The organism is Serratia oryzae (assembly GCF_001976145.1).
In the GTDB taxonomy this organism is placed as follows: Bacteria; Pseudomonadota; Gammaproteobacteria; order Enterobacterales; family Enterobacteriaceae; genus Chania; species Chania oryzae.
In genome coordinates, this window is sequence record NZ_MOXD01000011.1 from 1 (window position 1) to 24,274 (window position 24,274).

Here is a 24,274-nt window from a genome sequence, read left to right on the forward strand (position 1 = left end):
AAGAAAGTGGCGTTAACAGCGTGCATCAGAAAGCTGTTAACGATATTAAACGCGATGCTGCGAGATAATAGGCAATGGGTGACAAATTAATCATCACCCATTGACTTTAAACACAGCTGCTCTCCCTTGGGGAGAGGGTTAGGGTGAGGGGACAATCGCCGGGCTACCAGTTGTTCACGCCGGCCTCTCCCACAGGGAGAGGGTGCGATGCCTTGAGCAATGCATGCATGATGATGCCGCTTTGCGCTTAACCGATTGGCATGACGCCCGAAGGCGTGCCGAGTGGCAAAGTTACTGCGGATAAGGCACCCAGTCGCCACCATTGAGGCGAATGTAGGGCTTGTTTTGGTACGGCATGATAATCGCGTTGTCATTCTCTGAGACGGCTGCGGTTTGCGGCAGGCCCTGAGTCAGCGTTTGCCAGTCAACGTTAGGTGCGGTAAAGACTTTACCATCCACCAGTCGTGATACCAGCTCAGATAGCGCCAGATAGCTGCTCGGCGTTTTAATCTCAAACGGGCTACCCTGATGTGGGGCCTGCATGCCAATCAGCTTGATGCCCACCGGGATGTGAGTAATGCTCGGGCTTGGAATATCACGCAGGCCAGACATCTGCATTTTATCGCCAACCAGCGCCGCGCCGTGCTCCGGTACGAGCACCACCATCACTTTGCGCCCTGATTTTTGCAGCTCATCAAAGAAGTTGCTCAACTGATCTAACAGTTTTTGCGCCCGTGGCTGGTAATCGGCCCCCTTGTTGGCACCGATAAAGCGAACGCCATCATGTAATGGGATGACGTTGAAGAAGGTGGCCGTGCGGGTATCTGCGCCTTTCTGCAGTTGGCCGAGCCAGCGGTTGAGCAATTCCTGGTCGTTATAAATTGGCTCGCCGTCGAATGAGGACAGCTCGTTACTGATACCCGCTTGTGACATCAGTGGCGCCTGCAAACCGCCATCGTTGCGTAGGTTTTTCAGGTAATTGCCGAACATGCCAGGGTGATCCAGCATCAGTTGCGATTTGAAGCCAAGCTTGGCCAGGTTATCAAACAGGTAGCACTGCTGATTGGCCGGTTGATACAGATCCTGGTGTGGAGCCTGACCACAGCTGGCTCGCATCAGGCGGATGGCCGCCGGGCCGCTGTAGGCAGTGGCCGAGTTGAAGTCGGTGAAGACAATGTCCATCTTGTCCCACAGCGGGTGGTTGCGCAGATTAGTGGCATCCAGATCGGCCCAGGCGAGCGAACAGATATTGATCATCAACAGATCGAACGGTTGAGCATCGCTGGGCAGTGCGGCCGGAAAGGCTGTCATGCGGGCTCTTTCCTGATCGTAAAACTGCTCCAGATTGGCAGTGAGATTGGCATTGGTGGGGGGGCCGTTGCTAATGGGCTGGCTGCTGACAGGCGTGGCTCCATTAGCAGGAGTGGTCACTGCGGCCGTTGCGCTGTCTGCGGTTGGCAGTAGGGCCACTGCTGGGCCTGTCATATTCACCACGTTCAGCCACACCATGGCAGCAACGGTAAACACCGTAATCCGTAGCCATTGTGCCAAAAACAGATAAGCGATCAGCATGACGAAAGCCACACCCAGCATCTGCCAGTTGATAAAGCGATCAACCAACTCCAGTAGATACGGCGCGCTGAAGCTCGCAAGCAACGATCCTTGGTTGATGATGCTGTTAGCGCTCGGCAACCAGGTATCGTGGTAGAACAAACCAATGCCAATAGGAATGGCGATAATGTGCCGCCAGCGGTGCAGCCGCAGTGAAGGGATCGGCATCAGCAAAAATGCCATAAACACCAGATTTGGTAGCGCATGGAAATTAAGATAGCCAAACCACAGCAGGGTAAACTTGGCTAAAAAGTAAAAGTTCCAACCGCTAAGGCCGCGCCAGTTGCGCCACAGGCTGTGCTCAGGCGGCGTTGTTCTGTTTTTATCCATTGTGTTTTTCACGCTTGATCTGAGAAGAATTATCCTGGCGAATCCACAGCCCTGCCCGCTTTAAATAACGTGCGGAGAACAGCCGGTTTTGACAGTGCTGGCGCCAGTTGGGGAAACGGCGGTGCAGGGAATATCCCAATGGTATAAAGATGAGCGCGCATAGGAGTGTTATCTGAATGATATCGCTAATGTCGTTCATACCGCTCCCCCTTGCTCACGGCTTAACAACGTGAAAGGTATCGGCTGGCGGCGTTGTTCCGCCTCAGTTTCTTCGATAATCGTAGGGTTTTTTGGCATCGCCTTCAGATCGCGTTTGACGGTGGATTGTGCCAGTTCCATATTATGCGCGAGTCGTTTGATTTCAGAGCGAATATCGACATCCTCATACCAGACCACCCAGTTACTGAACGCTTCACGTACGGGCAGCCGGAAGATGAATTTCAGCGCCGTATCCAGATCGTTTATTCTGCAGGTAGAAAGGAACAGGAATAGCCGGTTTTGCGCCACGGTCATGACGTCGCCGAAGCGGCGCTGATGGCACAAGGTCATGGATTGCCGAGCGCTCAAGCCTGGAACGGGGCGTAACGCTACCATGACCCCTTTACCGTCTTCTGGCAGCAGCGTATTTTCCATCAGCGACACCACTGCTTTGCTGAAGTCCTCCAGCGGCAGATACCCTTTCACTGGTAATGGTTGCAGCCCGGCAATCAGAGCGTCGATATTGACGGGGATATGTCGTGACAAACGCAGCCCTTGAATCCCCTCCAGCATGGTCAGAAAACTCGACAGCGGTGCAGCATGTGGCACGATCAGACTGGCACCGCAGGCCAGTAGCAGGCGTTCATCGCTGTAACGCAGGCTGGCGCTCATTTCGCGTACCACGATTTTCAACCCATTGCCGCGCTGGCGGCGCAGGTTGTGGATCTGGTGAGCTAACGTATTGATCTGGTCACTCTGATAGAGTGCAAAAATTAACGTTGCTGCCATGGCCTGCATACCATGCTGCGTCAGTTGTACGCTATTTTCGAACAGTTTCCAGTTAACGGACAGCGGCGGCGCACCTTCAAGGATGCACCTTTCTGCCAAATAACGGCCTGCGTCGCTGACGACCTGAGTGTGCAGCGACGAGATTTCTTCCTCTTCGGCCAGCCAGCCTTCTGGCGTTGGATATAGCGTCACCAGTTGGTTGGCGTTGATACAGCGCGGCGTGCTCCACCAGTTTATCAGGTATTGAGCGCAGTCCTGTTGCCAATGCAGGCTGGATAATCCATTAAAAATACGGTGTTCTCCGCTGAGTTCCCCACGCAGTTTGTTGACGCCGCTGCCGTAGCTGAGTATCACCATCGTGCACTGCCGCTGGCGTAGCCATTTAGCGATGCTGTATGACCATGTGCGCAGTTCATCGCTGGTACACGTTTGCCATAGTTCAGCGGGAGCTAACAGGATCAACAGGCGGTTTTTGGGATTTAACGTACGCATCAAATCGTCGTGTAAACACAGCAGTGCAGCCTTATTTTCCGGCAGGGTAAACAGCGGGATTTTTTTTACCGCAGGGGAATGAAGATCGCTCAGCAAAGTACTCGGGTTGTCGTGGCTGCAAATTAATGCCAACAAACTCTCTTCTGTCTGGGCGGCGACAATTTGCTGGCAAAGCAGATTCGCATCGGTCTGGCGATCGATATTAACCCAGTAAAACCCGGGAGATTGCATTACCGACAACTCTTCCCATATTTGTCGGATACCTAATAAAAAAGAGTTCGCCATAGTTTTATTCTGCTTTTCGTCGAAAGTGTCACAGAATTGACAGATTCAGCCACTGAAAAACCGTAACGTTTAGACCAAGAATAACAGGACTTACTGGCCTATGTCATAATACCCGTTAAAATTCATCTTATTGGTTGTTTTTCTTCGATCGTTGCTATAGTCATTTAACATTAGCCTACTTTATTGAAGGTGGCAGAATGAATAAAGGCGATTTATCACATTTCCGCACGGTAGAGCGGGCCGAGATGCAAGACGATTTAGTCGCCCTGACGCTGGCATTTTCTTTGCCTGAATTAAATTACATCGATATTTTGCGTCAGGAACGGCTGGCAAAAATGATGGATCGCTGGCCACTGTTAGCGGAGTTAGCCAAAAAACAGGGGACCTCTGACCCATGCCAGTAATTGCATTGCAAGGTATGCGGGGTGGCAGTGGTACAACCTCGTTGATCGCCGCACTTTCTTGGGCACTTCAGGAATTAGGCGAGTCAGTACTGGCGATCGATCTATCGCCAGATAATCTGTTGCGCTTGAATTTTAACACCCCTTTCGAACTGAACCGCGGTTGGGCGCGGGCCGAACTTGATGGCGAAGATTGGCAACAGGGGGCTATGCGCTACTGTAAAAATCTCGACTTTCTGCCTTTTGGCCGCTTAAGCGTGGCCGAGCAGGCAAGAGTTGAGCAGCAATGCCGCGCCGCGCCGCAACGCTGGCAGGATTTTTTGCAGCAGATAACATCCTCAAAGCAATATGGTTGGGTCCTGTTGGATATTCCGGCGGGTAGCACCCCATTGATTCAGCAGCAGTTGGCATTGGCCGATCACATTTTTCTGGTGCTTAACCCCGATGCGAATTGCCATGCCCGTCTGCATCAGCAGCCTTTACCGACCCCTTGTCATTTTCTGATTAATGCCTATTCTGCCGCCAGTCAGTTGCAGGAAGATTTGCACCAGTTTTGGTTGCAAACGCTGACGGGCTTGATCCCGCTGATGATTCATCGTGATGAGGCCGTGTTTGAAGCGCTGGCCGCGAAACAGCCGTTGGGTGAATACCGGCCAGAAAGCCTGGCTGCCGATGAGGTTTTGACGCTGGCCAACTGGTGCCTGATTAATCTGCAGGGAGCCGCGGTATGAGCCGGGCATTGAGCCTGCTGCTGATTCCTCCTGTTCGTGAGGCGGTACAGGCGCGTTACCGTGCCTATCGCCAAAAGAAAGCCTCTCCGTTTGCCGCTTTTTTCAACACTCTGATGATTCTACTGGGTTGGATTTTCCTGCGCTTTGAGTCCCCGGAATGGCAGAGGATCAGGGCCAATCATCATCATTGGTTTCCCCATATTGCGCACAGCCGGCCGAAACCTGCGGATGCCTTGCGTTATCTGCTGCAGTGCTTTTGGTTGTTGATCACCCGTCGCCCTCCCGCGCCGAAAAAGCGCCGTTACGCTGAGCGTTGGCAACGCCTGCAGCGGAACTACATCATGGGGATGAAAGGTTTCCCGCAGCGCATACAGCAATTTGAGCTGGGGCAGCGCCTGTGGCAACGTTTTAGCCAGTTGAATCGGCGGGTGCGGCAAGCTTTGTTTATCGCTGTTGGGATATTAGTAGCCCTAATGGCGCTATTGTGTATTTCTCAGCCGTTCGAGCTATGGGCTCAGTTTGTCTTTGTACTGCTGCTGTGGTGCGTTGCCATGATGGTGCGCCGCTTGCCCGGCCGTCTGCCGAGCCTGATGTTGATCGTGCTGTCGCTCACCGTTTCTTGCCGCTATTTATGGTGGCGCTACACTGAAACGCTGAATTGGGGGGATTCGTTCAGCCTGGCTTGTGGGCTGTTGCTGCTGGTGGCCGAGACCTATGCCTGGGCCGTGTTGGTACTGTGTTATTTCCAGACCGCATGGCCGCTGCATCGTCAGCCGGTGCCGATGCCAGCCGATGTCGACTCCTGGCCAACGGTCGATCTGATGGTGCCGACCTACAACGAAGATCTGGGGGTGGTCAAGCCAGCGATTTATGCCGCCTTGGGTATCGACTGGCCCAAGGATAAACTCAATATCTACATTCTTGATGACGGCAACCGGCCTGAATTCAAAGCGTTCGCCGAACAAGTGGGCGTGCGTTACATTGCGCGGCCGACCCATGAGCACGCCAAAGCGGGCAATATCAATCATGCGTTGAAGCAGGCCACCGGTGAGTTTGTGGCGATCTTCGACTGTGACCACGTGTCGACGCGCTCCTTTCTGCAACTGACCGTCGGCTGGTTTTTCAAAGATAAAAAGCTGGCGATGTTGCAAACACCACACCATTTCTTCTCGCCGGATCCCTTTGAACGCAACCTTGGCCGTTTCCGCCAAACGCCTAACGAAGGTACCCTGTTTTATGGGCTGGTACAGGACGGAAACGATATGTGGGATGCCACCTTCTTTTGTGGTTCCTGTGCGGTTTTGCGTCGCAGCGCGCTGGATGAGATTGGTGGCATTGCGGTGGAAACCGTCACCGAAGATGCCCACACCTCATTGCGTTTGCACCGTCTTGGGCATACCTCCGCCTATATTCGTATCCCGCAGGCCGCGGGTCTAGCAACGGAAAGCCTGGCTGCCCATGTTGGCCAGCGCATTCGCTGGGCACGCGGAATGGCGCAGATCTTCCGGCTGGATAACCCATTGTTGGGCAAAGGGCTGAAACTGGGGCAGCGGTTGTGTTACACCAATGCCATGCTGCACTTTTTTTCCGGTGGTCCGCGTCTGATTTTCCTGCTCGCGCCGCTGGTGTTCCTGCTGCTGCACGCTTACATCATCTATGCCCCGGCGTTGGCGATCGCGCTGTATGTTTTGCCGCATATGATCCACGCCAGCCTGACCAGCTCACGTCTTCAGAGCAAGTACCGCTACTCGTTCTGGGGTGAAATTTACGAAACCGTGCTGGCCTGGTATATCGCCAGGCCCACCACCGCCGCTCTGTTCAACCCGTATAAAAGCAAGTTCAACGTCACGGCTAAAGGGGGGCACTCCGATCAGGATCGTTTCGATTGGGTGATTACCCGGCCCTACTTGTGTCTGGTCATCCTGAATCTGGCGGGTATCGTGTTTGGTGTCTGGCGTCTTTTTTTCGGCCCGGCTGACGAACTGATGACGGTGGTACTCAATCTGGTGTGGGTTCTGTACAACATGCTGATTCTTGGCGGTGCGATTGCGGTAGCGGTGGAGGTCAAGCAGATGCGCCAGTCACACCGGGTCGAAATCGCCATGTCAGCCTCCTTGGCTAAAGCCGATGGCCATCTGTTCCCTTGCACCTTGCGTGATTACTCTGACGGCGGCGTTGGCGTCGAAATGCGTGTGCCGGGGCAGTTTAAAGAGGGGGATAAAGCACTGCTGCTGCTCAAGCGTGGTCAGCAAGAGTTCAGTTTCCCCTGCTTTATCACGCGCGCCAGCGGAGTGCATGTCGGCATGCGTTTGGAGCAGCTATCCATCAATCAACATATTGAGTTTATTCAGTGTACCTTTGCGCGTGCTGATACCTGGGCACTGTGGCAAGACGGATTTCCTGAAGATAAGCCAGTGGAAAGCCTGCGTGATGTATTGATGTTGGGGATCCACGGTTACATGCGAATGGCGGATTATTCCCCCCCGATCATTCGTGGCATTATTGCCGGTTTGACCACGCTGATTGCCTGGATAGTGTCGTTTATTCCACAAAGTGTGGGTAGGGAACCGGCTTTCATTCAAAAAGAGGCTGTGGCATAGGCGGTGTATTCTGCAACAGCTTGCCCGTGAACAGGTTCTAACATTGATGATGATAAGATGAAGAGACAAATAACCTGGTTTACCGCATTGGCCTTAGGCATCAGTTTCGGGTCTCAGGCTGAAACACCGAATTCAGGCATTGCCTTTGGGCTATCACCGGCTGCTGATGCCATTGGTTCTTCTATCACTACCCCCATCAGGCCCGCAGTCCCAGAGGATCCGAACGCACCGGTACGTGATGTGCAGCTCCCTTTCGCGCAGATTGCACCGCCCCCGGGGACCTTTGCTCTACGCGGTACGCGTCCTGAAGGGCAGGTGGAATTTGGCGTGCGTAGTGATGAAGTGGTGTCGCAGGCGATGCTCGATTTGACGTTTACCCCTTCACCGTCGCTGATCCCGCAGGAATCCCACGTTAAGGTTTATCTCAATGATGAATTGATGGGGGTGAAGACCATCGCCAAAGAGCAGTTGGGTACCACCAACCAGGCTCAATTTCCCATCGATCCCCGCTATATCAGTGATTTTAACCGTGTGCGTCTGGAGTTTGTCGGGCATTATCGGGATATTTGCGAAAATCCGGCCAACAGTGCGTTGTGGCTGGACGTCAGCAAATCCAGTTCGCTCAACCTGCGCTTCCAGAAATTACCGCTGGAAAACGATCTGTCGCACTTCCCTGAGCCTTTCTTCGACAGCAGGGATAATCGCCCTTTACATCTACCGATGGTGTTCGCTGGGCAGCCGGATTTGGTGCAGCAGCGCGCAGCGGGCATTCTGGCCTCCTGGTTTGGCAGCAAGGCGCAGTGGCGTGGTCAGTCGTTCCCGGCGCTGTTTAATCAACTGCCTAGCGAGCATGCAATTGTGTTTGCTACCAATCAGCAACGGCCGGATTTCCTTAAAGACGCTCCACAGGTGAAGGGGCCGACGGTGTCGATGGTCAGCCACCCTACTAACCCTTATGTGAAGCTACTGCTGATACAGGGCCGTGATGACAACGATCTGATCACCGCCGTGCGCGGGATTGCACAGGGCAACATTCTGTTTCGCGGCGAGAGCCTGACGGTGGATAAGGTTGAGCAACTTCTGCCGCGGCAGCCCTACGATGCGCCAAACTGGGTGCGTACCGATCGGCCAATGACCTTTAGCGAACTACAACAGTATGCCGGGCAGTTGCAAACCAGCGGCATTGAACCGGGGCCGATCACGCTGAATATGAATCTGCCACCGGATTTATTTCTGATCCGCAGTACCGGTATCGATATGTCGCTGAAATATCGTTACACCGCACCGCGTGTTCAGGATGGCTCGCGCTTGAGTATCAGCCTGAATAATCAATTTGTGCAGTCTTCCCCGTTGTTGCCGGATAACGAGCGTGACGGCAAGCTGTTGGGCATTCCGTTGCGGCAAGGGCTGATCGCTTCTGAAAGAACTGTCAATATTCCGGCACTGAAGCTTGAGGCGGTCAACCAGATACGCTTTGATTTTGACTACACGACGCTGTTAGGCAGCGGCACGGCAGATCGGTGCGAAACTTATTCGGTAGCGCCAAACCATGCGGTGATCGACGGCAGTTCTACCATCGATTTCTCCGGTTATCGCCACTTTATGGCAATGCCGGATCTGCGAGCTTTTGCCAATGCTAGCTTCCCATTCAGCCGCATGGCAGATCTGTCACAGACGTTGGTATTAGTGGGCGCACAGCCACAACCTGCCCAGGTGAGCGCCCTGCTGAATGCGCTGGGGAGTGTGGGGGCTCAAACCGGTTTCCCCGCATTGGAATTTATGTTGGCCGATGATTGGTCACAGGCTAAGGAGAAAGATGCCGATGTCCTGCTGATTGGCACCATTCCGCCTGAGCTGCGTGATGAGAAAAAAATCAACCTGCTGATAGAAGCGACCCAAAGCTGGGTGAAACATCCAATGCGGCAGCTACCCTTGCCGGAAATGAAAGTACAACAGGATGACGCAACGCCGGACAGTAAAACCACCATCAGTTCTGAAGGGGCGATGGCGGCGATCGTTGGTGTTCAGTCACCGTTTAACGAGCAACGCAGCATCGTGGCGTTGCTGGCGGATAGCCCCCGCGGTTATGAACTGCTGAATGGTGCACTGTTGGATGGGACTAAACGTGCCGTCATATTTGGCTCGGTGGCGGTGCTGCGTGAGTCGGGCATCAACAGCCTGAGCGTGGGGGATATTTACTACGTTGGCCATCTGCCATGGTGGGAACGTGTCTGGCATACGCTGGCTACGCATCCGGCTTGGCTCGCTGCGGTAGCAACGTTTGTGGTAGTGGTTCTGGCACTGTTCCTGTGGCGTGCTCTCAAAGCTTACAGCCGTCGCCGCCTGTCGCCGGATGAACGGGACTAAAAATCATGTGGGCGATGCGTAACTTCAGAAAAAACTGGTTATGTCTGTTTCCTTTGAGCCTGGTCATATTTCCCCAGGCGCAAAGTACAGAAACCGTTGCGCCTGAGCAATGGCTGTTGGAGCAGGTGCGCGTCGGTGAGGCCAGTAATAAAGACGAGTTGGTGCGTCAGTCGCTCTATCGTCTTGAACTGATGGATCCGAACAATCCTGAAGTGATTGCGGCACGAATGCGCTTGGCATTGCGCCAGGGTAATCAGGTGCTGGCGCAGCAGCAGTTGGACAAGCTGAAAAATATCGCACCACAATCCGCCGCTTATCATCAGGCGCAGACGAACCTGTTGTTGACTCAGCCGGAAGCGCGCCAGAAACTGCAACAGGCGCGTTTGATGGCAGCCGCTGGTCGGCTGCCCGAGGCCAAGACACAGTACGATGAATTGTTCCAAGGGGATCCCCCGACTCTCGATCTGGCGGTGGAATACTGGAAACTGGTGGCGCGGCTGCCGGGACAGGAGCCGGAGGCACAGCAAAAGCTGCAACGGTTGGATCAGCAGTATCCCGGTAATATTTCATTACGCATGACATTGGCTCAGCTGTTGTTTAACCAAAATCAGGAGAAACAGGCTTACGACGTTTTGCAGCGGCTCGCAGCGGATCCCGCCGGGCGTGGCCCTGCGGCTGATTTGTGGCTGGGAAAAATTAAAGCGATGCCAGTCAGCCCTCAAAGCGTGGCGATGCTCAACCGCTTCCTCAGTGTATTTGAAAGCAGCGATCAGGCTGCCGGGGCGCGACAGGAATTAGCCAGACAGCAAACTCTGTTGGCCGATCCTGCTTATCAGGCGCGGATGGCCGGTTTGGCGCAGGTGGATAAAGGGGGGAGCCATGCGGCGATCCCAGAGTTGAAAAAAGCGTTGGCCGGTACGCCAGATGATCCACAGGTGCTGGGGGCGTTGGGTTTGGCCTATGCGCGCTCGGGTAACCGCCAGAAGGCGTTGAGCCTGTTTTTGCAGGCGCAGAAAGCAGATAAGAATGGCTACGACAGCGATAAATGGCAAAGCCTAATCCAGAGTAATCGCTATTGGTTGGCGATCGATGCGGGCGACAAAGCGCTGAAGGCCAATAATCTAGCGCTGGCGCAGCAAAAATATCAGCAGGCGCGGCAGATTGACCATAGCGACAGCAGTGCGTTGATCGGTCTCGCTGACGTTGCCGTGGCTCATAAAGATGATGTGACCGCCGAGCGTTACTATCAGCAGGCTTTGCGCCTTGACCCGAGCAGCGGCAGTGCGCTCCGTGGCCTGGTGAATATCTACCAGCGCCAATCTCCGCAAAAGGCGTTGGCCTATCTGAACGGCCTGCCACGCAAGCAGCAGGATAAGCTACGTGACACCCTCAACAGCCTGCAACTCGATATGTTGAAGCAGCAGGCGGAAACGTTGATACAGCGTCAGCAGTGGTCGCAGGCGGTGGAGATATATCGGCAAGCGTATCAGATGGATCCAAGCGATGTCTGGCTGACTTATCACTACGCGCAGGCACTACGTCAGGATTGGCATCCACAACAGGCCGACGCGCTATTCAGCCAACTGGCGCAGAAAAAACCCGGCGATCCACAGCAAATTTATGCCTATGCGCTGTATCTGTCCGCCAGCGATCGCGATAGCCAGGCGTTGGCACATCTGGATACGTTGCCGAAAGCGCAGTGGAGCGATGATATGCGTGAGATGGCACAGCGGCTGGAGATGCAGGCGGCTCTGGACCATGGCGAAAAACTGCGTGCCGCGGGCGATGAAGCGGGAGCGATTGCCTATCTGCGCCAGCAACAGGCGGATACGCGGATCGAACTGCTGCTTGCCGATTGGGCTTTGGCCCGGGAGGATTATGGGGAAGCGTTGGCCGCGTATCAGCGAGTGCGCCTGCGTGAACCGAGTAACCCAGACGCACGATTGGGCGAGATTGAAGCCTACGTAGCCGAAGGCAAGCTGAGTGAGGCACATCAGCGGCTGAAAACCGCGCCACCGAAGGAGGAGTCGCTCAACGGCCAGCGCCGGTTGGCTAATGCCTGGAATGCGGTGGGTGAACCGCAGAAAGCGACCGCCATCTTCACGCAGTTGAAAGCTGCCGCGCTGCATGAACCCGCAGGCCAGGCGAAAGCGCTGGTGTATCGCGATGCCGCGCGCTTGGAACAGGCACAGCAGCGGCCAGCAGAAGCGCAGCAGGATTATCGTCAGGCGATGGTGGCCAGCGGTATGGTGCCCGCTGTTTTGCTGGACAACGACAGCTACACCCGTGCGACGCGGAATAATCCGATGGATGACTGGCTGAAACGAGGCATCCGCTCTGATGCTGCCGACCTTTATCGTCAGCAGGATGTGAAGGTGACGCTGAATCATGATTACTGGGGGTCGAGCGGCACCGGTGGGATCTCCGATTTGAGCGCGCATGACACCATGCTGCAGGTGGATATGCCGCTGTATGACGGCCGAGCATTCTTCCGCACCGATACCGTTCAACTGAATGCGGGCACGTTTTCTACCGATGCTCAGGGCAAGCACTTCGAAACCTTCGGGACTTGTAATACGCTGGGGTGCAGCGGTGATGAGCGGCAGAGAGCCACCGGTACTAGCGTGGCCGTGGGTTGGAAAAACGAACGTTGGGAAACCGATCTGGGTACTACGCCAATTGGTTTTGACGTGGTGGATTGGGTCGGTGGTTTGGCTTACAACGGCGATTGGAACCATATCGGCTGGCGGCTGGGCGTTTCGCGTCGGCCGATTTCCAGTTCGTTACTGGCGTTTGGCGGCACGCGCGATCCCAATACCGGTATCACCTGGGGCGGCGTGCGTGCTACTGGTATCAGCCTCAGTGGCAGTTACGATCGCGGTGAGGCCAGCGGCGTTTGGGCCGATCTCAGCGCTCATCTGCTCACCGGTCAAAATGTTGAGGATAACCAGCGTCAGCGCCTGATGGCCGGCTATTACTATAAGTTGATTAACGAGGATAATCGCCGTTTTACCCTGGGCCTGAGCAGCATGCTGTGGCATTACCAGAAGGACTTAAGCGGTTATTCTCTAGGTCAAGGGGGCTATTACAGCCCACAGGAATATGTCTCGCTGGCGTTACCCGTGAACTATCGTCAGCGCACCGAGAACTGGTCATGGGAGGTGGGCGGCTCTGTGTCGATTTCTCATTCGAAATCCAATGACGAAAAACGCTATCCGTTACAGGGGCTGGTCCCCGATTCGCTGCCAGATAAGTTTGCCGTAGAAACGGGCAGTTCCTCCTCCGGTATCGGCTATACGCTGCGGGCGATTATTGAGCGCCGCCTCGGCTCTCATTGGACAATGGGAGCTGCGGTGGATATCCAGCAGGCCAAAAACTATACACCTAGCCATGCGTTGATTTATCTGCGTTATTCATTTGCCGGTTGGCAAGGCGATCTTGATTTGCCGCCACAACCCCTGACGCCTTACGCTGACTTCAAGTAATAAGAAATAGGCCGATTCGGGTGTAACCTACCGAGTGGTTTTGTTACCCTGTAGGTATTCCAGCTAGGATAATACTGAAACCCGCGCTTTTCTGCCGTCACCAGGCGGTGGGTAAAGTAAAAACATGAGACGATCGAGTATACTCAGTTCGCTTTGAGGGGCGGGCATACGGCATCTGCCCTTTTTTATTGCGGCCCGAATGAGCGGAGAACAGGTTTGCAAGTCAGGCGTTCGTTAACGATCAAGCAGATGGCCACGGTGTCGAGTGTTGCACTGGTGACCATCTGTATCTTTATCGTGATCCAGTTATTCCATTTTGTGCAGCAGCGCAGGGATGACTACGCCCACCAATTGGAGAGTATCGCGCACTCTGTCCGCCAACCTCTGGCCGAGGCCGTGCTGCGCATGGATGTGCCGGAAACCGAGGGGGTGCTTAATTCGTTGCTGCCGATCGGGATCCTCACGCGCGCCTATATCGTGCTGCCTAATGAGTTTGAAGTTGTACATGCCAACTTCCCGCCTGAGCGGCCGGTGCCCGCGTTGCTGGCGCGTATTTTTGAGCTGCCGGTACAGATTTCAGTGCCGCTTTACTCGCTAGAACGAGTGCCCGCGAATCCGCAGCCTCTGGCTTACCTGGTGTTGCAAGCCGACTCGTTCCGCATGTATCAATTTATCCTCAGCACGCTGTCTACCATGTTGTCCACCTACCTGCTGTTGGCGCTGATCCTGTCGGTTGCCATCACCTGGTGTATGAATCGGTTGCTGGTTTATCCGCTGCGCGCGATGGTGAGGGAACTGGAGAATATCGCTCCAGAAGATATGCCTTATCACCAACTGATGTTGCCCGCTCACCACCAGGATGATGAGCTGGGTCTGCTGGTACGAAATTACAACCGCAATCAGCAGATGCTGGCTAAAGCGCATACAGAAATGAGCCGCCTCAGCACCCGTAACTCGGTTACCGAATTGCCCAACTCGGTGTTGTTTACCGCGTTGCTTGAACAACACATGGCCTCTAAAACGCACCCGGCGCGTTTTAACCTGCTGGTGGTTGGGATTGAAACATTACACGAAGTGTCGGGTGTGCTCAGCCCGTCCAAGCGTGAAACGCTGTTGCTGGTGATGGTAAAAAAACTGCGCAATGCTATCGGTTCTGATTGTGTACTGGCGCAGTTGAGTAACGCGGAGTTTGCTATTCTGGCGAAGAATATTGAACAGCCGCTCCATGCCATGCAGTTGGCGAAACGCATTATGGTGGAGATCAATAGCCCGCTGAATCTGCAGCAAATGTCGCTGAGGCCGAGTGCCAGCATCGGTATTGCTCATTTCTCACATCCTGGGGACAGTGCTGAACAACTGCTGCGTAGTGCCACTTCGGCCATGATGGCGGCACACCGCGAAGGTAAGAACCAAATCCTGTTCTTTGAGCCAAGCTTGACGGAAAGAACGCAAAAGAGGCTGACACAGGAAAGCGAGATCCTGCTGGCGATTGAGCAGCGTCAGTTTACGCTGTTTCTGCAACCGCAGGTGGACATGCAAACCCATCAGGTACTGGGGGCTGAGGCGCTGTTACGCTGGCCGCAACGCGATGGCAGCCTGGTGTTGCCAGCGGAAGTGATCCCGTTAGCAGAAGAGTTGGGCGTAATTGTCCCGCTCGGCAACTGGGTGTTGGAAGAGTCCTGCCGTATTCTGGCGCGGTGGCAGCATCAGGGAATTAAACTGCCGCTGGCGGTGAATATTTCTGTGCTTCAGCTGCTGCAGCAAGATTTTATCTCACACTTGAAACAACTGTTAGTTCAGCATCCGATCGACCCGGGTAAACTGCAGTTGGAAATCACGGAAACCGTGCGCATTAACGATCTTGAACAGGTGCTGGGGTTGTTGCGTGAACTGCATGATTTGGGTTTGTCGATCGTCTTGGATGACTTTGGTATGGGTTATTCCAGCCTGAATTACCTGAACCATCTCAAATGCTTGCCGATCGATTTGATTAAAATAGACAAGAGTTTTATTGATGGCCTGCCGCAGGATGATGCGATAGTACGTATCATCAGCTCTATCTCTGGCGTGCTCAATCTGCCGATAATGGCGGAAGGGGTGGAAACCGACGCGCAGCGCGACTGGCTTCTGCAGCACGGTATTCGTTACGGTCAGGGTTTTCTGTTTGCTGAACCCTTGGCCCGTGAGGCGTTTGAAGCCCGATTCTGCCCGCCCGTACAATAACTCTTTTCGTTATCTACCGGTACTTTTACGGTGTCCGAAAATCGCACTTCATTCCTACCTCTTTTGCGTTAGTGCAAAGAAAAGCTTACGTATCTTTCAGTTTTGCAGCTTAGCTGACGCGTTTCAGTTCTTAAATTCGTATCAATAGACGCCATTGGGTGCAACAAATTATTTCCATGTTGTTATGTGGGTGTTATTTTTCGCGCAAGCGATAAACAGGACGGACGAGTGAGTGTCTGCCTGCCGCGTTGTCTCCCCCCAAAGGATTTCATATGAAAACAACAATTTTTAAGAGCCTCTATTTTCAGGTGCTGACAGCGATTACGCTGGGTATCCTGCTTGGCCATTTCTACCCTGATCTCGGTGCCCAGATGAAACCACTGGGTGATGGATTTGTTAAATTAATCAAAATGATTATCGCACCTGTGATTTTCTGTACCGTGGTGACCGGCATCGCGGGGATGGAAAGCATGAAGGCTGTTGGCCGTACCGGTGCGATAGCGCTACTGTATTTTGAAATTGTCAGTACCTTGGCGCTGCTGATCGGCCTGGTGATCGTTAACCTGGTGCAACCCGGTGCCGGGATGAACGTCGATCCTGGCACGCTGGATGCCAAAGCGGTTGCCGTTTATGCAGAACAGGCGTCGCAACAGGGGATCATTCCTTTCCTGCTGGATATTATCCCAGGTAGCGTGATTGGCGCATTCGCCAGTGGCAACATCCTGCAGGTGCTGCTGTTTGCCGTGCTGTTCGGTTTTGCCCTGCACCGCTTGGGTGAGAAAGGCCAGTTGATCTTCAACGTGATTGAGAGTTTCTCACGTGTGATCTTCGGCATTATCAACATGATCATGCGCTTGGCCCCGCTGGGTGCTTTCGGTGCCATGGCGTTTACCATCGGTAAATACGGCGTGGGTACGCTGGTGCAACTGGGCCAACTGATTGCCTGTTTCTATATCACCTGTCTACTGTTTGTGGTGGTGGTGCTCGGTTCCATTGCCCGCTACAACGGCTTCAACATCTTCAAATTTATTCGCTATATCAAAGAAGAGTTGCTGATCGTGCTCGGTACTTCGTCTTCCGAGTCGGTGTTGCCACGCATGCTCGATAAAATGGAAAAACTGGGTTGCAAGAAATCGGTCGTTGGCTTGGTGATTCCAACGGGCTATTCGTTCAACCTGGATGGCACCTCGATCTATCTGACCATGGCGGCAGTGTTTATTGCTCAGGCGACTAACACCCATATGGATATCATGCATCAGGTGACGCTGCTGGTGGTGCTATTGTTGTCTTCGAAAGGGGCGGCAGGTGTTACCGGGAGTGGTTTTATTGTTCTGGCTGCCACCATCTCGGCAGTGGGCCATTTGCCGCTGGCCGGTTTGGCGCTGATTCTGGGTATCGACCGCTTTATGTCAGAAGCGCGTGCCCTGACCAACCTGGTGGGTAACGGTGTTGCAACCGTAGTGGTGGCAAAGTGGTGCAACCAACTGGATGAAAAACAGCTGCGCGACACGCTGAATCAAAAACCCGATGCCGTACCTGTTGATAAAACACTGCCTTCTGCCTGATTTTTCCTGTTAAAACATCGGCTGCAACCGCAGCCGATGGTGTTTTTCCTCGCCACTTAGACACTTTTCGCGCTTAAAACTCGACTATCCATTATTTTTCACTCTGATGAGTGACATCCGCAAAGGCGTGCGGTCTAACAGAATGGTACACTTCCCGCTTTGCGCCTTACGGTGAAACTCAGGGCGTTATTGTAGACTGTGCCACGCACGAATTTGGGCGCAGCCTAGTATTCCATTGAACGGAATATCCGTATTTACCTATAAAAATTGGATAGTCATTAAGTAGGGGTTCACATGCAGGGCACCAGAATTCATCTTTTAGTGGGTGGGCTACTGTTGGTTGCGGCCAGCGGCAGCGTGCAGGCTGAAGCACTACAACCGGATCCGGCCTGGCAGCAGGGGCAACTGGAGAACGGGTTTTCCTGGCAGATTCTTGATACACCTCAGCGGCCGAGCGATCGCGTTGAACTGCGGTTAATGGTTAATACCGGATCGCTGATGGAATCTTCTCAGCAGATCGGTTTTGCCCATCTGTTGCCACGCATTGCGATCGCACGCAGCGAGAGTTTTACCGAACCACAGTTACGTTCACTGTGGCAGCAGAGCGTTGACGGCGAACGGCCATTGCCGCCTGCCATCAGCTCTTATGATTTCACTCTGTACAATCTGAGCCTGCCGAATAATCGCCCCGATCTGTTGAAAGAGGCACTCACCTGGCTGGCCGATACTTCAGGCAAGTTGGCGATTGATGAGCTCACGGTACAGGGCGTGATGAGTTCCGGTGTCGATCCTATCGGCACTTTCCCGCCCGATCCCAAAGATTCCTGGTGGCGTTATCGCCTGAAAGACTCAACGCTGTTGGCGCACGATCCGGGCCAACAGGTTAAACAGCCAATCAATATTGATGAACTGAAGAAATTTTATCAACAATGGTATACCCCAGACGTGATGACGTTGTACGTGGTGGGGAAGGTCGATAGTCGCAGCTTGGGTGAGCAGATCAATAAAGCGTTTTCACCGCTGAAAGGCAAACGTGAAACGCCAGCGACTATGCCGACCCTGACACCGTTACCACCGCAGCCAGTGAGCCTGATCAGCGAGCAGGTGAAGCAGGATACGCTGTCGATCATGTGGGATTCACCTTGGCACCCGATTCGTGACTCACAAAGCCTGAGCCGCTACTGGCGTAGCGACATCGCGCGTGAAGCCTTGTTCTGGCATATCCAGCAAGTGCTGCAGAAGAGCGAACAGAAAAATATCCAGTTGGGTTTCGACTGCCGGGTGCAGTACCAGCGTGCACAGTGTGCGATCCATCTGAATTCACCTAATGAAAACCTGAATACCGGTTTGGCATTCATTGCCCGTGAATTAGCTAATCTGCGCAAAAACGGCTTCTCGAAAGATGAGTTTAATGCACTGTTGGCGCAGAAAAACGAGCAGTTGAGCAAGCTGTTTGCCACCTATGCTCGCACGGATACCGATATCCTGATGAGCCAGCGCCTGCGTTCGCAGCAGAGTGGGGTGGTGGATATTGCCCCGGAACAGTATCAGAAACTCCGTCAGGCGTTTCTTTCCTCGCTGACGTTGGAAGCGTTGAATCAGGAACTGAAGTTACAACTGTCGCAGGATGCAACGCTGGTGCTGATGCAGCCGAAAGGCGAGCCTGAGATGAACATGAAACAACTGCAGGAAACCTACAACGGTATCATGATGCCTGCTCCGGCGGCCGTCAGCGAAGAAGCTAAACCAGCTGATGCCGCGGCGGTGGAAACTAGCGCTCCGTAAGGCAATCAGGGGCAGAACGCTGCCCCTGAGTTTAATTGCGGTATAGCACCTTGATGATGTGGTAACCAAACTGGGTTTTCACCGGGCCGTAGGGTTTCAGCAATGGGATGCTGAATACCGCCTTATCAAAAGCTGCCACCATGGTGCCTTTGTTGAATTCCCCCAGTGAGCCGCCGTTGCGCTTTGATGGGCAGCTTGAATACTTGCGTGCCAGCGTGTCGAAGCTGACACCACGCTTGAGTTTGGCCAGCAGCTCGTTGGCCAGCTTTTCGTTATCTACCAAGATGTGCAGGGCACAGGCCGTTTTAGCCATCATTTTATCCGTTCAGTCATGCAGAAATTGCCGTCATTATACCTGCTAAATCTCGCTGGCGCTTTCTGCTACAATCCTTTCCCCCACGTGATGACAACCGAGCAATAAAGCGCCATGCGATTAAATCCCAGCCAACAACAAGCCGTCGAATTCGTTACCGGGCCCTGCCTGGTGCTGGCCGGTGCCGGTTCCGGCAAAACGCGCGTGATCACCAATAAAATCGCTCATCTTATCCACCAATGTGGTTATCAGGCACGGCACATCGCTGCAGTGACCTTTACCAACAAGGCCGCGCGCGAGATGAAAGAGCGTGTGGCACAAACCCTGGGGCGCAAAGAGGCACGTGGGCTGATGATCTCCACCTTCCATACTCTGGGGCTGGAGGTGATCAAGCGGGAATATGTGGCGCTGGGGATGAAGTCCAACTTTTCGCTGTTCGACGATCAGGATCAGTTGGCATTATTGAAAGAACTGACTGAAAAATGGCTGGAAAACGATAAAACCTTGGTAGCACAGCTGATTTCGACCATTTCCAACTGGAAGAACGATCTGGTGGATCCGCAGCGGGCGATGGGATTGGCACGTTCCGAACGCGATAAGCTGTTTGCTCACTGTTACGGGCTGTACGATGACCATATGAAAGCCTGCAACGTGCTGGATTTTGACGATTTAATCCTGCTGCCGACGCTATTGCTGCAACGCAATGAAGAAGTGCGTGAGCGCTGGCAGAACCGTATTCGTTACCTGTTGGTGGATGAGTATCAGGATACCAATACCAGCCAATACGAGTTGGTTAAGCTGTTGGTTGGCCAGCGCGCGCGCTTTACCGTGGTAGGCGATGACGATCAGTCGATTTATTCCTGGCGCGGGGCGCGCCCGCAGAACCTGGTGTTGCTGCAGGAAGACTTTCCTCACTTACGGGTGGTTAAACTGGAGCAGAATTACCGTTCTAGCGAGCGTATCCTCAAAGCGGCCAACATTCTGATTGCCAATAATCCGCACGTATTTGAAAAACGCCTGTTTTCCGAGTTGGGCTATGGCGAAGAACTGAAGGTTATCACTGCCAACAATGAAGATCATGAGGCTGAACGAGTGGTGGGTGAACTGATCGCCCACCATTTTGTGAAGAAAACCCATTACGGCGATTATGCGATCCTCTATCGCGGGAACCATCAGTCACGATTGTTTGAAAAAATGCTGATGCAGAACCGGATCCCGTACAAGATTTCGGGTGGAACCTCGTTTTTCTCCCGCCCGGAAATCAAGGATTTGCTGGCTTACCTGCGCGTGTTGACCAACCCGGATGACGACAGTGCTTTTCTGCGCATTGTTAATACTCCGAAGCGAGAAATCGGTTCGGCCACGTTGCAAAAGCTGGGTGAGTGGGCTAACCAGCGCAACAAGAGCCTGTTTCGCGCCAGTTTCGATCTCGGCTTGGGCCAGCATTTGACCGGCCGTGGACTGGAGTCGTTACAACGTTTCACGCACTGGTTGGCCGGAATCGCCCAGTTGGTGGAGCGTGAACCGGTGGCGGCAGTGCGCGATTTGATCCACGGCATCGATTACGAGAGCTGGCTGTTTGAAACCTCCCCCAGCCCGAAAGCGGCTGAAATGCGTATGAAGAACGTCAACACGCTGTTTGGCTGGATGACCGAGATGCTAGAGGGCAGCGAGCTGGATGAAGCCATGACGCTGACGCAGGTGGTTACCCGCTTTACCCTGCGCGATATGATGGAGCGCGGCGAAAGTGATGAAGAGTCGGATCAGGTGCAGTTGATGACGCTGCATGCTTCCAAAGGATTGGAATTCCCCTATGTGTTCCTGGTGGGCATGGAAGAGGGGCTATTGCCGCATCAGAGCAGTATTGATGAGGATAATGTCGATGAGGAGCGGCGTTTGGCCTATGTCGGCATCACTCGCGCCCAAAAAGAGCTGATTTTTACGCTGTGTCGCGAACGTCGCCAGTATGGCGAACTGGTGCGCCCTGAACCGAGCCGCTTCCTGTTGGAGCTACCGCAGGATGATTTAGCCTGGGAGACGGAACGCAAGGTCATCAGCCCAGAGGAACGGATGCAAAAAGGGCAGAGCCATCTAGCCAGTGTGAAAGCCATGCTGGCGAAAGCCAAAGGCGGGAATTAAACAGACAGGGCGCCGTGAGCGCCCTGCGATCGCGTCAGTGTTGTTCATCCAGGAACAGCGGCCAGTGGACATAACTCTGCCAATGGCTCTCCTGCTCCAGCGTTTCGGCACGCAGCGGATGCTGCTCTAGCCAGCCAGGTGGCAGGGTTAGGTACAGTTCTTCATCGTTGGCGCGCAAACGCACCGCAGGCAAGGTATCGTCACGACGACGGCTGGCAAAGATGATGGCTAAACGCAGAATTCGGCACAAACGCTGTGCCATACGCGGCAGAACGGCGTTTTGCTGACTCAGCAGCGGCAGGTCAATGGTATTGCTCTGGTTTTGCAGCAGAGTAGCCAACAGCTTCTTCTGTGCGGGAGTAAAGCCGGGTAAATCCAGATGACCGATCAGATAGGCGGCATGTTGCGGAGCCTGCTTGAAGTCAACGCTGAGGCCGATTTCGTGGATCAGGCAGGCCGCATGCAGTAGCTCGCGACATCGCGCATCCAGTTGCCATTCGTTGGCGATCTGCAAAGAAAAGTTCATGGCAAGCTGGCTGACGCGTTCTGCCTGCTCGGTATCCAACATATAGCGCCGTTGCAGATTACGTAGAGTACGGCTGCGAATATCCTGTTCGACCGGTAAATGCAGCATGCCGTACACCAGACCTTCGCGCAGCGCACCGCCGGCCAGCGTCATGCATTCAATGTTCAGTTCTTGGAAAATCGCTAGCAGTATCGACAGGCCGCTTGGGAATACCAGCGCGCGCTCTAGCGTAAGGCCTTCAATTTCCAGTTCTTCCAGCTTGCCACACTGAATGGCGCGCTGTTTCAGTTGGCGCAGTTTAGGCAGCGTAATACGCTCATCCATTCCCTGAGCCACCATGATTTCCTGCAACGCTTGCACGGTGCCGGAAGCGCCGACGCAAATCTGCCAGCCTTGTTGACGCAGCTGTGGTGCGATGGGGCGCACCATTGCGCGCGCGGCTAACTCCGCCGCCTCAAAGTTTTCTTGCCCCAGATTACGATCGCTGAAAAAACGTTCAAGCCAGGTGACGCAGCCCATCGACAGGCTATAGAGCTGTGCGGCTTGCGCACCCGTGCCGGTGACCAGTTCCGTACTACCACCACCAATGTCTACCACCAGGCGTTGATCCGGGCCACCGGTGGTGTGTGCGACACCGTGGTAAATCAGGCGGGCTTCTTCTTCACCACTGATTACCTGCACTGGGCAACCCAGAATCTCTTGCGCGGTGAGCAGGAATTCATCGGCATTGCTGGCCAACCGCAAGGTTGCGGTAGCCACTACGCGGATCTGCTCACGCGGAATATCCTGCAAACGCTCTGAAAACAACCGCAGGCATTGCCAGCCACGCTGCATGGCCTCATGCGACAGGTGATTCTGCCGATCTAACCCGGCAGCCAGGCGCACTTTGCGTTTGATGCGTGCCAGGGTCTGAATGCTGCCAGCCACCTCACGTACCACCAACATATGGAAGCTGTTGGAGCCGAGATCGATGGCGGCATAAAGGGTGCTGGAAGCGGGCATAGTAACCTGTCAGCCTGAACGTTTACGGTTGTTACGCGGTGCACCGCCGCGGCGTGGCGCTGAGTTACGACGCGGGGCGTTGTTGCCGCGTGGACGCACCAGGCGTTTTGGGGCAGGCAGATCGGTCAGCAACGCATCGCTGTTGTATTTACTTACCGGAATGCTGTGACCGGTATAGGTTTCGATCGCCGGCAGGTTCAGCGCGTATTCTTCGCAGGCCAGGCTGATGGAGTGGCCGCTTTCACCTGCGCGACCGGTACGACCGATACGGTGTACGTAGTCTTCACAATCATCCGGCAGATCGTAGTTGAAAACGTGAGTCACCAGTGGAATATGCAGGCCGCGGGCAGCAACGTCGGTGGCGACCAGAATATCCAGGTTGCCTTTGGTGAAGTCATCCAGAATACGCAGGCGTTTTTTCTGCGCCACATCGCCAGTCAACAGCCCGACACGGTGACCATCGGCAGCCAAGTGGCCCCAGATGTCTTCACAGCGGTGCTTGGTATTAGCAAAAATAATGCAGCGATCCGGCCACTCTTCCTCAATTAGAGTTTGCAGCAGACGCATTTTTTCTTCGTTGGAAGGGTAGAAAAGCTCTTCTTGGATCCGATGGCCGGTTTTCTGTTCTGGTTCGACTTCCACATACTCAGCATTGTTCATCTGCTCGAACGCCAGTTCGCGAACGCGGTAAGACAGCGTGGCAGAGAACAGCATATTCAGACGCTGACCGACCGCAGGCATACGGCGGAACAGCCAGCGGATATCTTTGATAAAGCCCAGATCATACATACGGTCGGCTTCATCCAGAACCACCACCTGGATCGCACCCAGATCGATATAGTTCTGCTTGGCGTAATCGATTAAACGGCCCGTGGTCCCAACCAGGATATCCACACCGCCTTCCAGCACTTTGAGTTGTTTGTCGTAGCCATCACCGCCATAAGCCAGGCCCAGCTTCAAACCGGTGGATTGCGAAAGGGCTTCGGCATCGGAATGGATCTGTACTGCCAGTTCACGCGTTGGCGCCATGATCAAGGCGCGCGGCTGATTGGTCTGGCGACCTTCTTTTGCCGGATGGGACAGTAAATAGTGAAAAGTAGACGCTAAAAATGCCAGCGTCTTTCCGGTACCGGTTTGCGCCTGACCTGCAACGTCACGCCCAGAGAGCGTGAGCGGCAATGCTAACGCCTGGATGGGCGTGCAATGGTGAAACCCTTTTTTCTCAAGGGCTTCAAGGACTAACGGGTGCAGGGCGAAGTCGGAAAACTTCTGTTCGGTCAAGTGTGTTTTGCTCATAGTGTGGTAGAATATCAGCTAACTATTGCTTTACGAAAGCACATCCGTTGAAATAAACGCGGTGAAATAAAATCACCTTGGGTTGGTTATACTAGGCCAACACTTACAAGGTAGACCTAATCCTGTGGAGTAGAAC

At 54.0% G+C, this 24,274-nt stretch carries 15 protein-coding genes; 9 read left to right on the forward strand and 6 right to left on the reverse strand.

Features of this window, described 5'->3' with window-relative positions:
• Nucleotides 1-291: 291 nt before the first annotated feature.
• The 3 genes from bcsG to bcsE are packed head-to-tail and all read right to left on the reverse strand — an operon-like array spanning nt 292 to nt 3,705.
• Complete coding sequence (bcsG, locus tag BMI79_RS18015; RefSeq protein WP_076943486.1) at nt 292-1,941, reverse strand: cellulose biosynthesis protein BcsG; 1,650 nt, start codon at nt 1,939-1,941, stop codon at nt 292-294.
• Nucleotides 1,934-2,140, reverse strand: coding sequence for a cellulose biosynthesis protein BcsF (gene bcsF / locus BMI79_RS18020; RefSeq protein ID WP_076943487.1), 207 nt, complete (start codon nt 2,138-2,140; stop codon nt 1,934-1,936). Before bcsF ends, bcsG begins: the two co-directional genes overlap by 8 nt.
• Nucleotides 2,137-3,705 carry a cellulose biosynthesis protein BcsE gene (gene bcsE, locus BMI79_RS18025; RefSeq protein WP_076943488.1) on the reverse strand — a complete coding sequence of 523 codons (1,569 nt, stop codon included), beginning with the start codon at nt 3,703-3,705 and terminating at the stop codon, nt 2,137-2,139. Before bcsE ends, bcsF begins: the two co-directional genes overlap by 4 nt.
• A 197-nt stretch (nt 3,706-3,902) precedes the next feature.
• On the opposite strand from bcsE, the gene bcsR reads away from it, so the two are divergent.
• The 8 genes from bcsR (at nt 3,903) to BMI79_RS18065 (ending at nt 18,862) form a co-directional block, all read left to right on the forward strand.
• Nucleotides 3,903-4,109 (forward strand): cellulose biosynthesis protein BcsR, encoded by a 207-nt coding sequence (gene bcsR / locus BMI79_RS18030; RefSeq protein ID WP_076943489.1) that lies wholly within the window; start codon nt 3,903-3,905, stop codon nt 4,107-4,109.
• The gene (gene bcsQ / locus BMI79_RS18035; protein ID WP_076943490.1) at nt 4,100-4,837 is read left to right on the forward strand and encodes a cellulose biosynthesis protein BcsQ; all 738 of its coding nucleotides are present in this window, start codon (nt 4,100-4,102) and stop codon (nt 4,835-4,837) included. Before bcsR ends, bcsQ begins: the two co-directional genes overlap by 10 nt.
• Complete coding sequence (gene bcsA, locus BMI79_RS18040; RefSeq protein ID WP_076943491.1) at nt 4,834-7,437, forward strand: UDP-forming cellulose synthase catalytic subunit; 2,604 nt, start codon at nt 4,834-4,836, stop codon at nt 7,435-7,437. The genes bcsQ and bcsA overlap by 4 nt, the downstream gene beginning before the upstream one ends.
• 57 nt (nt 7,438-7,494) lie before the next feature.
• On the forward strand, nt 7,495-9,804 hold the full coding sequence (gene bcsB / locus BMI79_RS18045) for a cellulose biosynthesis cyclic di-GMP-binding regulatory protein BcsB (RefSeq protein ID WP_076943492.1): 2,310 nt from the start codon (nt 7,495-7,497) through the stop codon (nt 9,802-9,804).
• A 14-nt stretch (nt 9,805-9,818) separates the two neighbouring features.
• Nucleotides 9,819-13,289 carry a cellulose synthase complex outer membrane protein BcsC gene (gene bcsC / locus BMI79_RS18050; RefSeq protein WP_076943607.1) on the forward strand — a complete coding sequence of 1,157 codons (3,471 nt, stop codon included), beginning with the start codon at nt 9,819-9,821 and terminating at the stop codon, nt 13,287-13,289.
• A gap of 216 nt (nt 13,290-13,505) precedes the next feature.
• The gene (gene hmsP, locus BMI79_RS18055) at nt 13,506-15,512 is read left to right on the forward strand and encodes a biofilm formation regulator HmsP (protein WP_206672682.1); all 2,007 of its coding nucleotides are present in this window, start codon (nt 13,506-13,508) and stop codon (nt 15,510-15,512) included.
• 272 nt (nt 15,513-15,784) lie between these two features.
• Nucleotides 15,785-17,077 (forward strand): dicarboxylate/amino acid:cation symporter, encoded by a 1,293-nt coding sequence (locus tag BMI79_RS18060; protein ID WP_076943494.1) that lies wholly within the window; start codon nt 15,785-15,787, stop codon nt 17,075-17,077.
• Nucleotides 17,078-17,371: 294 nt separating this feature from the next.
• The gene (locus BMI79_RS18065; RefSeq protein ID WP_076943495.1) at nt 17,372-18,862 is read left to right on the forward strand and encodes a M16 family metallopeptidase; all 1,491 of its coding nucleotides are present in this window, start codon (nt 17,372-17,374) and stop codon (nt 18,860-18,862) included.
• Between the two features lie 31 nt (nt 18,863-18,893).
• On the opposite strand, the gene ppiC is transcribed toward BMI79_RS18065, so the two are convergent.
• Nucleotides 18,894-19,175 carry a peptidylprolyl isomerase PpiC gene (gene ppiC / locus BMI79_RS18070; protein WP_037401326.1) on the reverse strand — a complete coding sequence of 94 codons (282 nt, stop codon included), beginning with the start codon at nt 19,173-19,175 and terminating at the stop codon, nt 18,894-18,896.
• A 114-nt stretch (nt 19,176-19,289) separates the two neighbouring features.
• On the opposite strand from ppiC, the gene rep reads away from it, so the two are divergent.
• Nucleotides 19,290-21,314 carry a DNA helicase Rep gene (gene rep / locus BMI79_RS18075; protein ID WP_076943496.1) on the forward strand — a complete coding sequence of 675 codons (2,025 nt, stop codon included), beginning with the start codon at nt 19,290-19,292 and terminating at the stop codon, nt 21,312-21,314.
• A 34-nt stretch (nt 21,315-21,348) separates the two neighbouring features.
• Here rep and gppA read toward each other — a convergent pair whose 3' ends face one another.
• Together gppA and rhlB are read right to left on the reverse strand one after the other, a co-directional pair.
• Entirely contained in the window at nt 21,349-22,842 is a 1,494-nt protein-coding gene (gene gppA / locus BMI79_RS18080) for a guanosine-5'-triphosphate,3'-diphosphate diphosphatase (protein ID WP_076943497.1), read from the reverse strand.
• A gap of 9 nt (nt 22,843-22,851) precedes the next feature.
• Nucleotides 22,852-24,138, reverse strand: coding sequence for an ATP-dependent RNA helicase RhlB (rhlB, locus tag BMI79_RS18085; protein WP_076943498.1), 1,287 nt, complete (start codon nt 24,136-24,138; stop codon nt 22,852-22,854).
• Nucleotides 24,139-24,274: the final 136 nt, after the last annotated feature.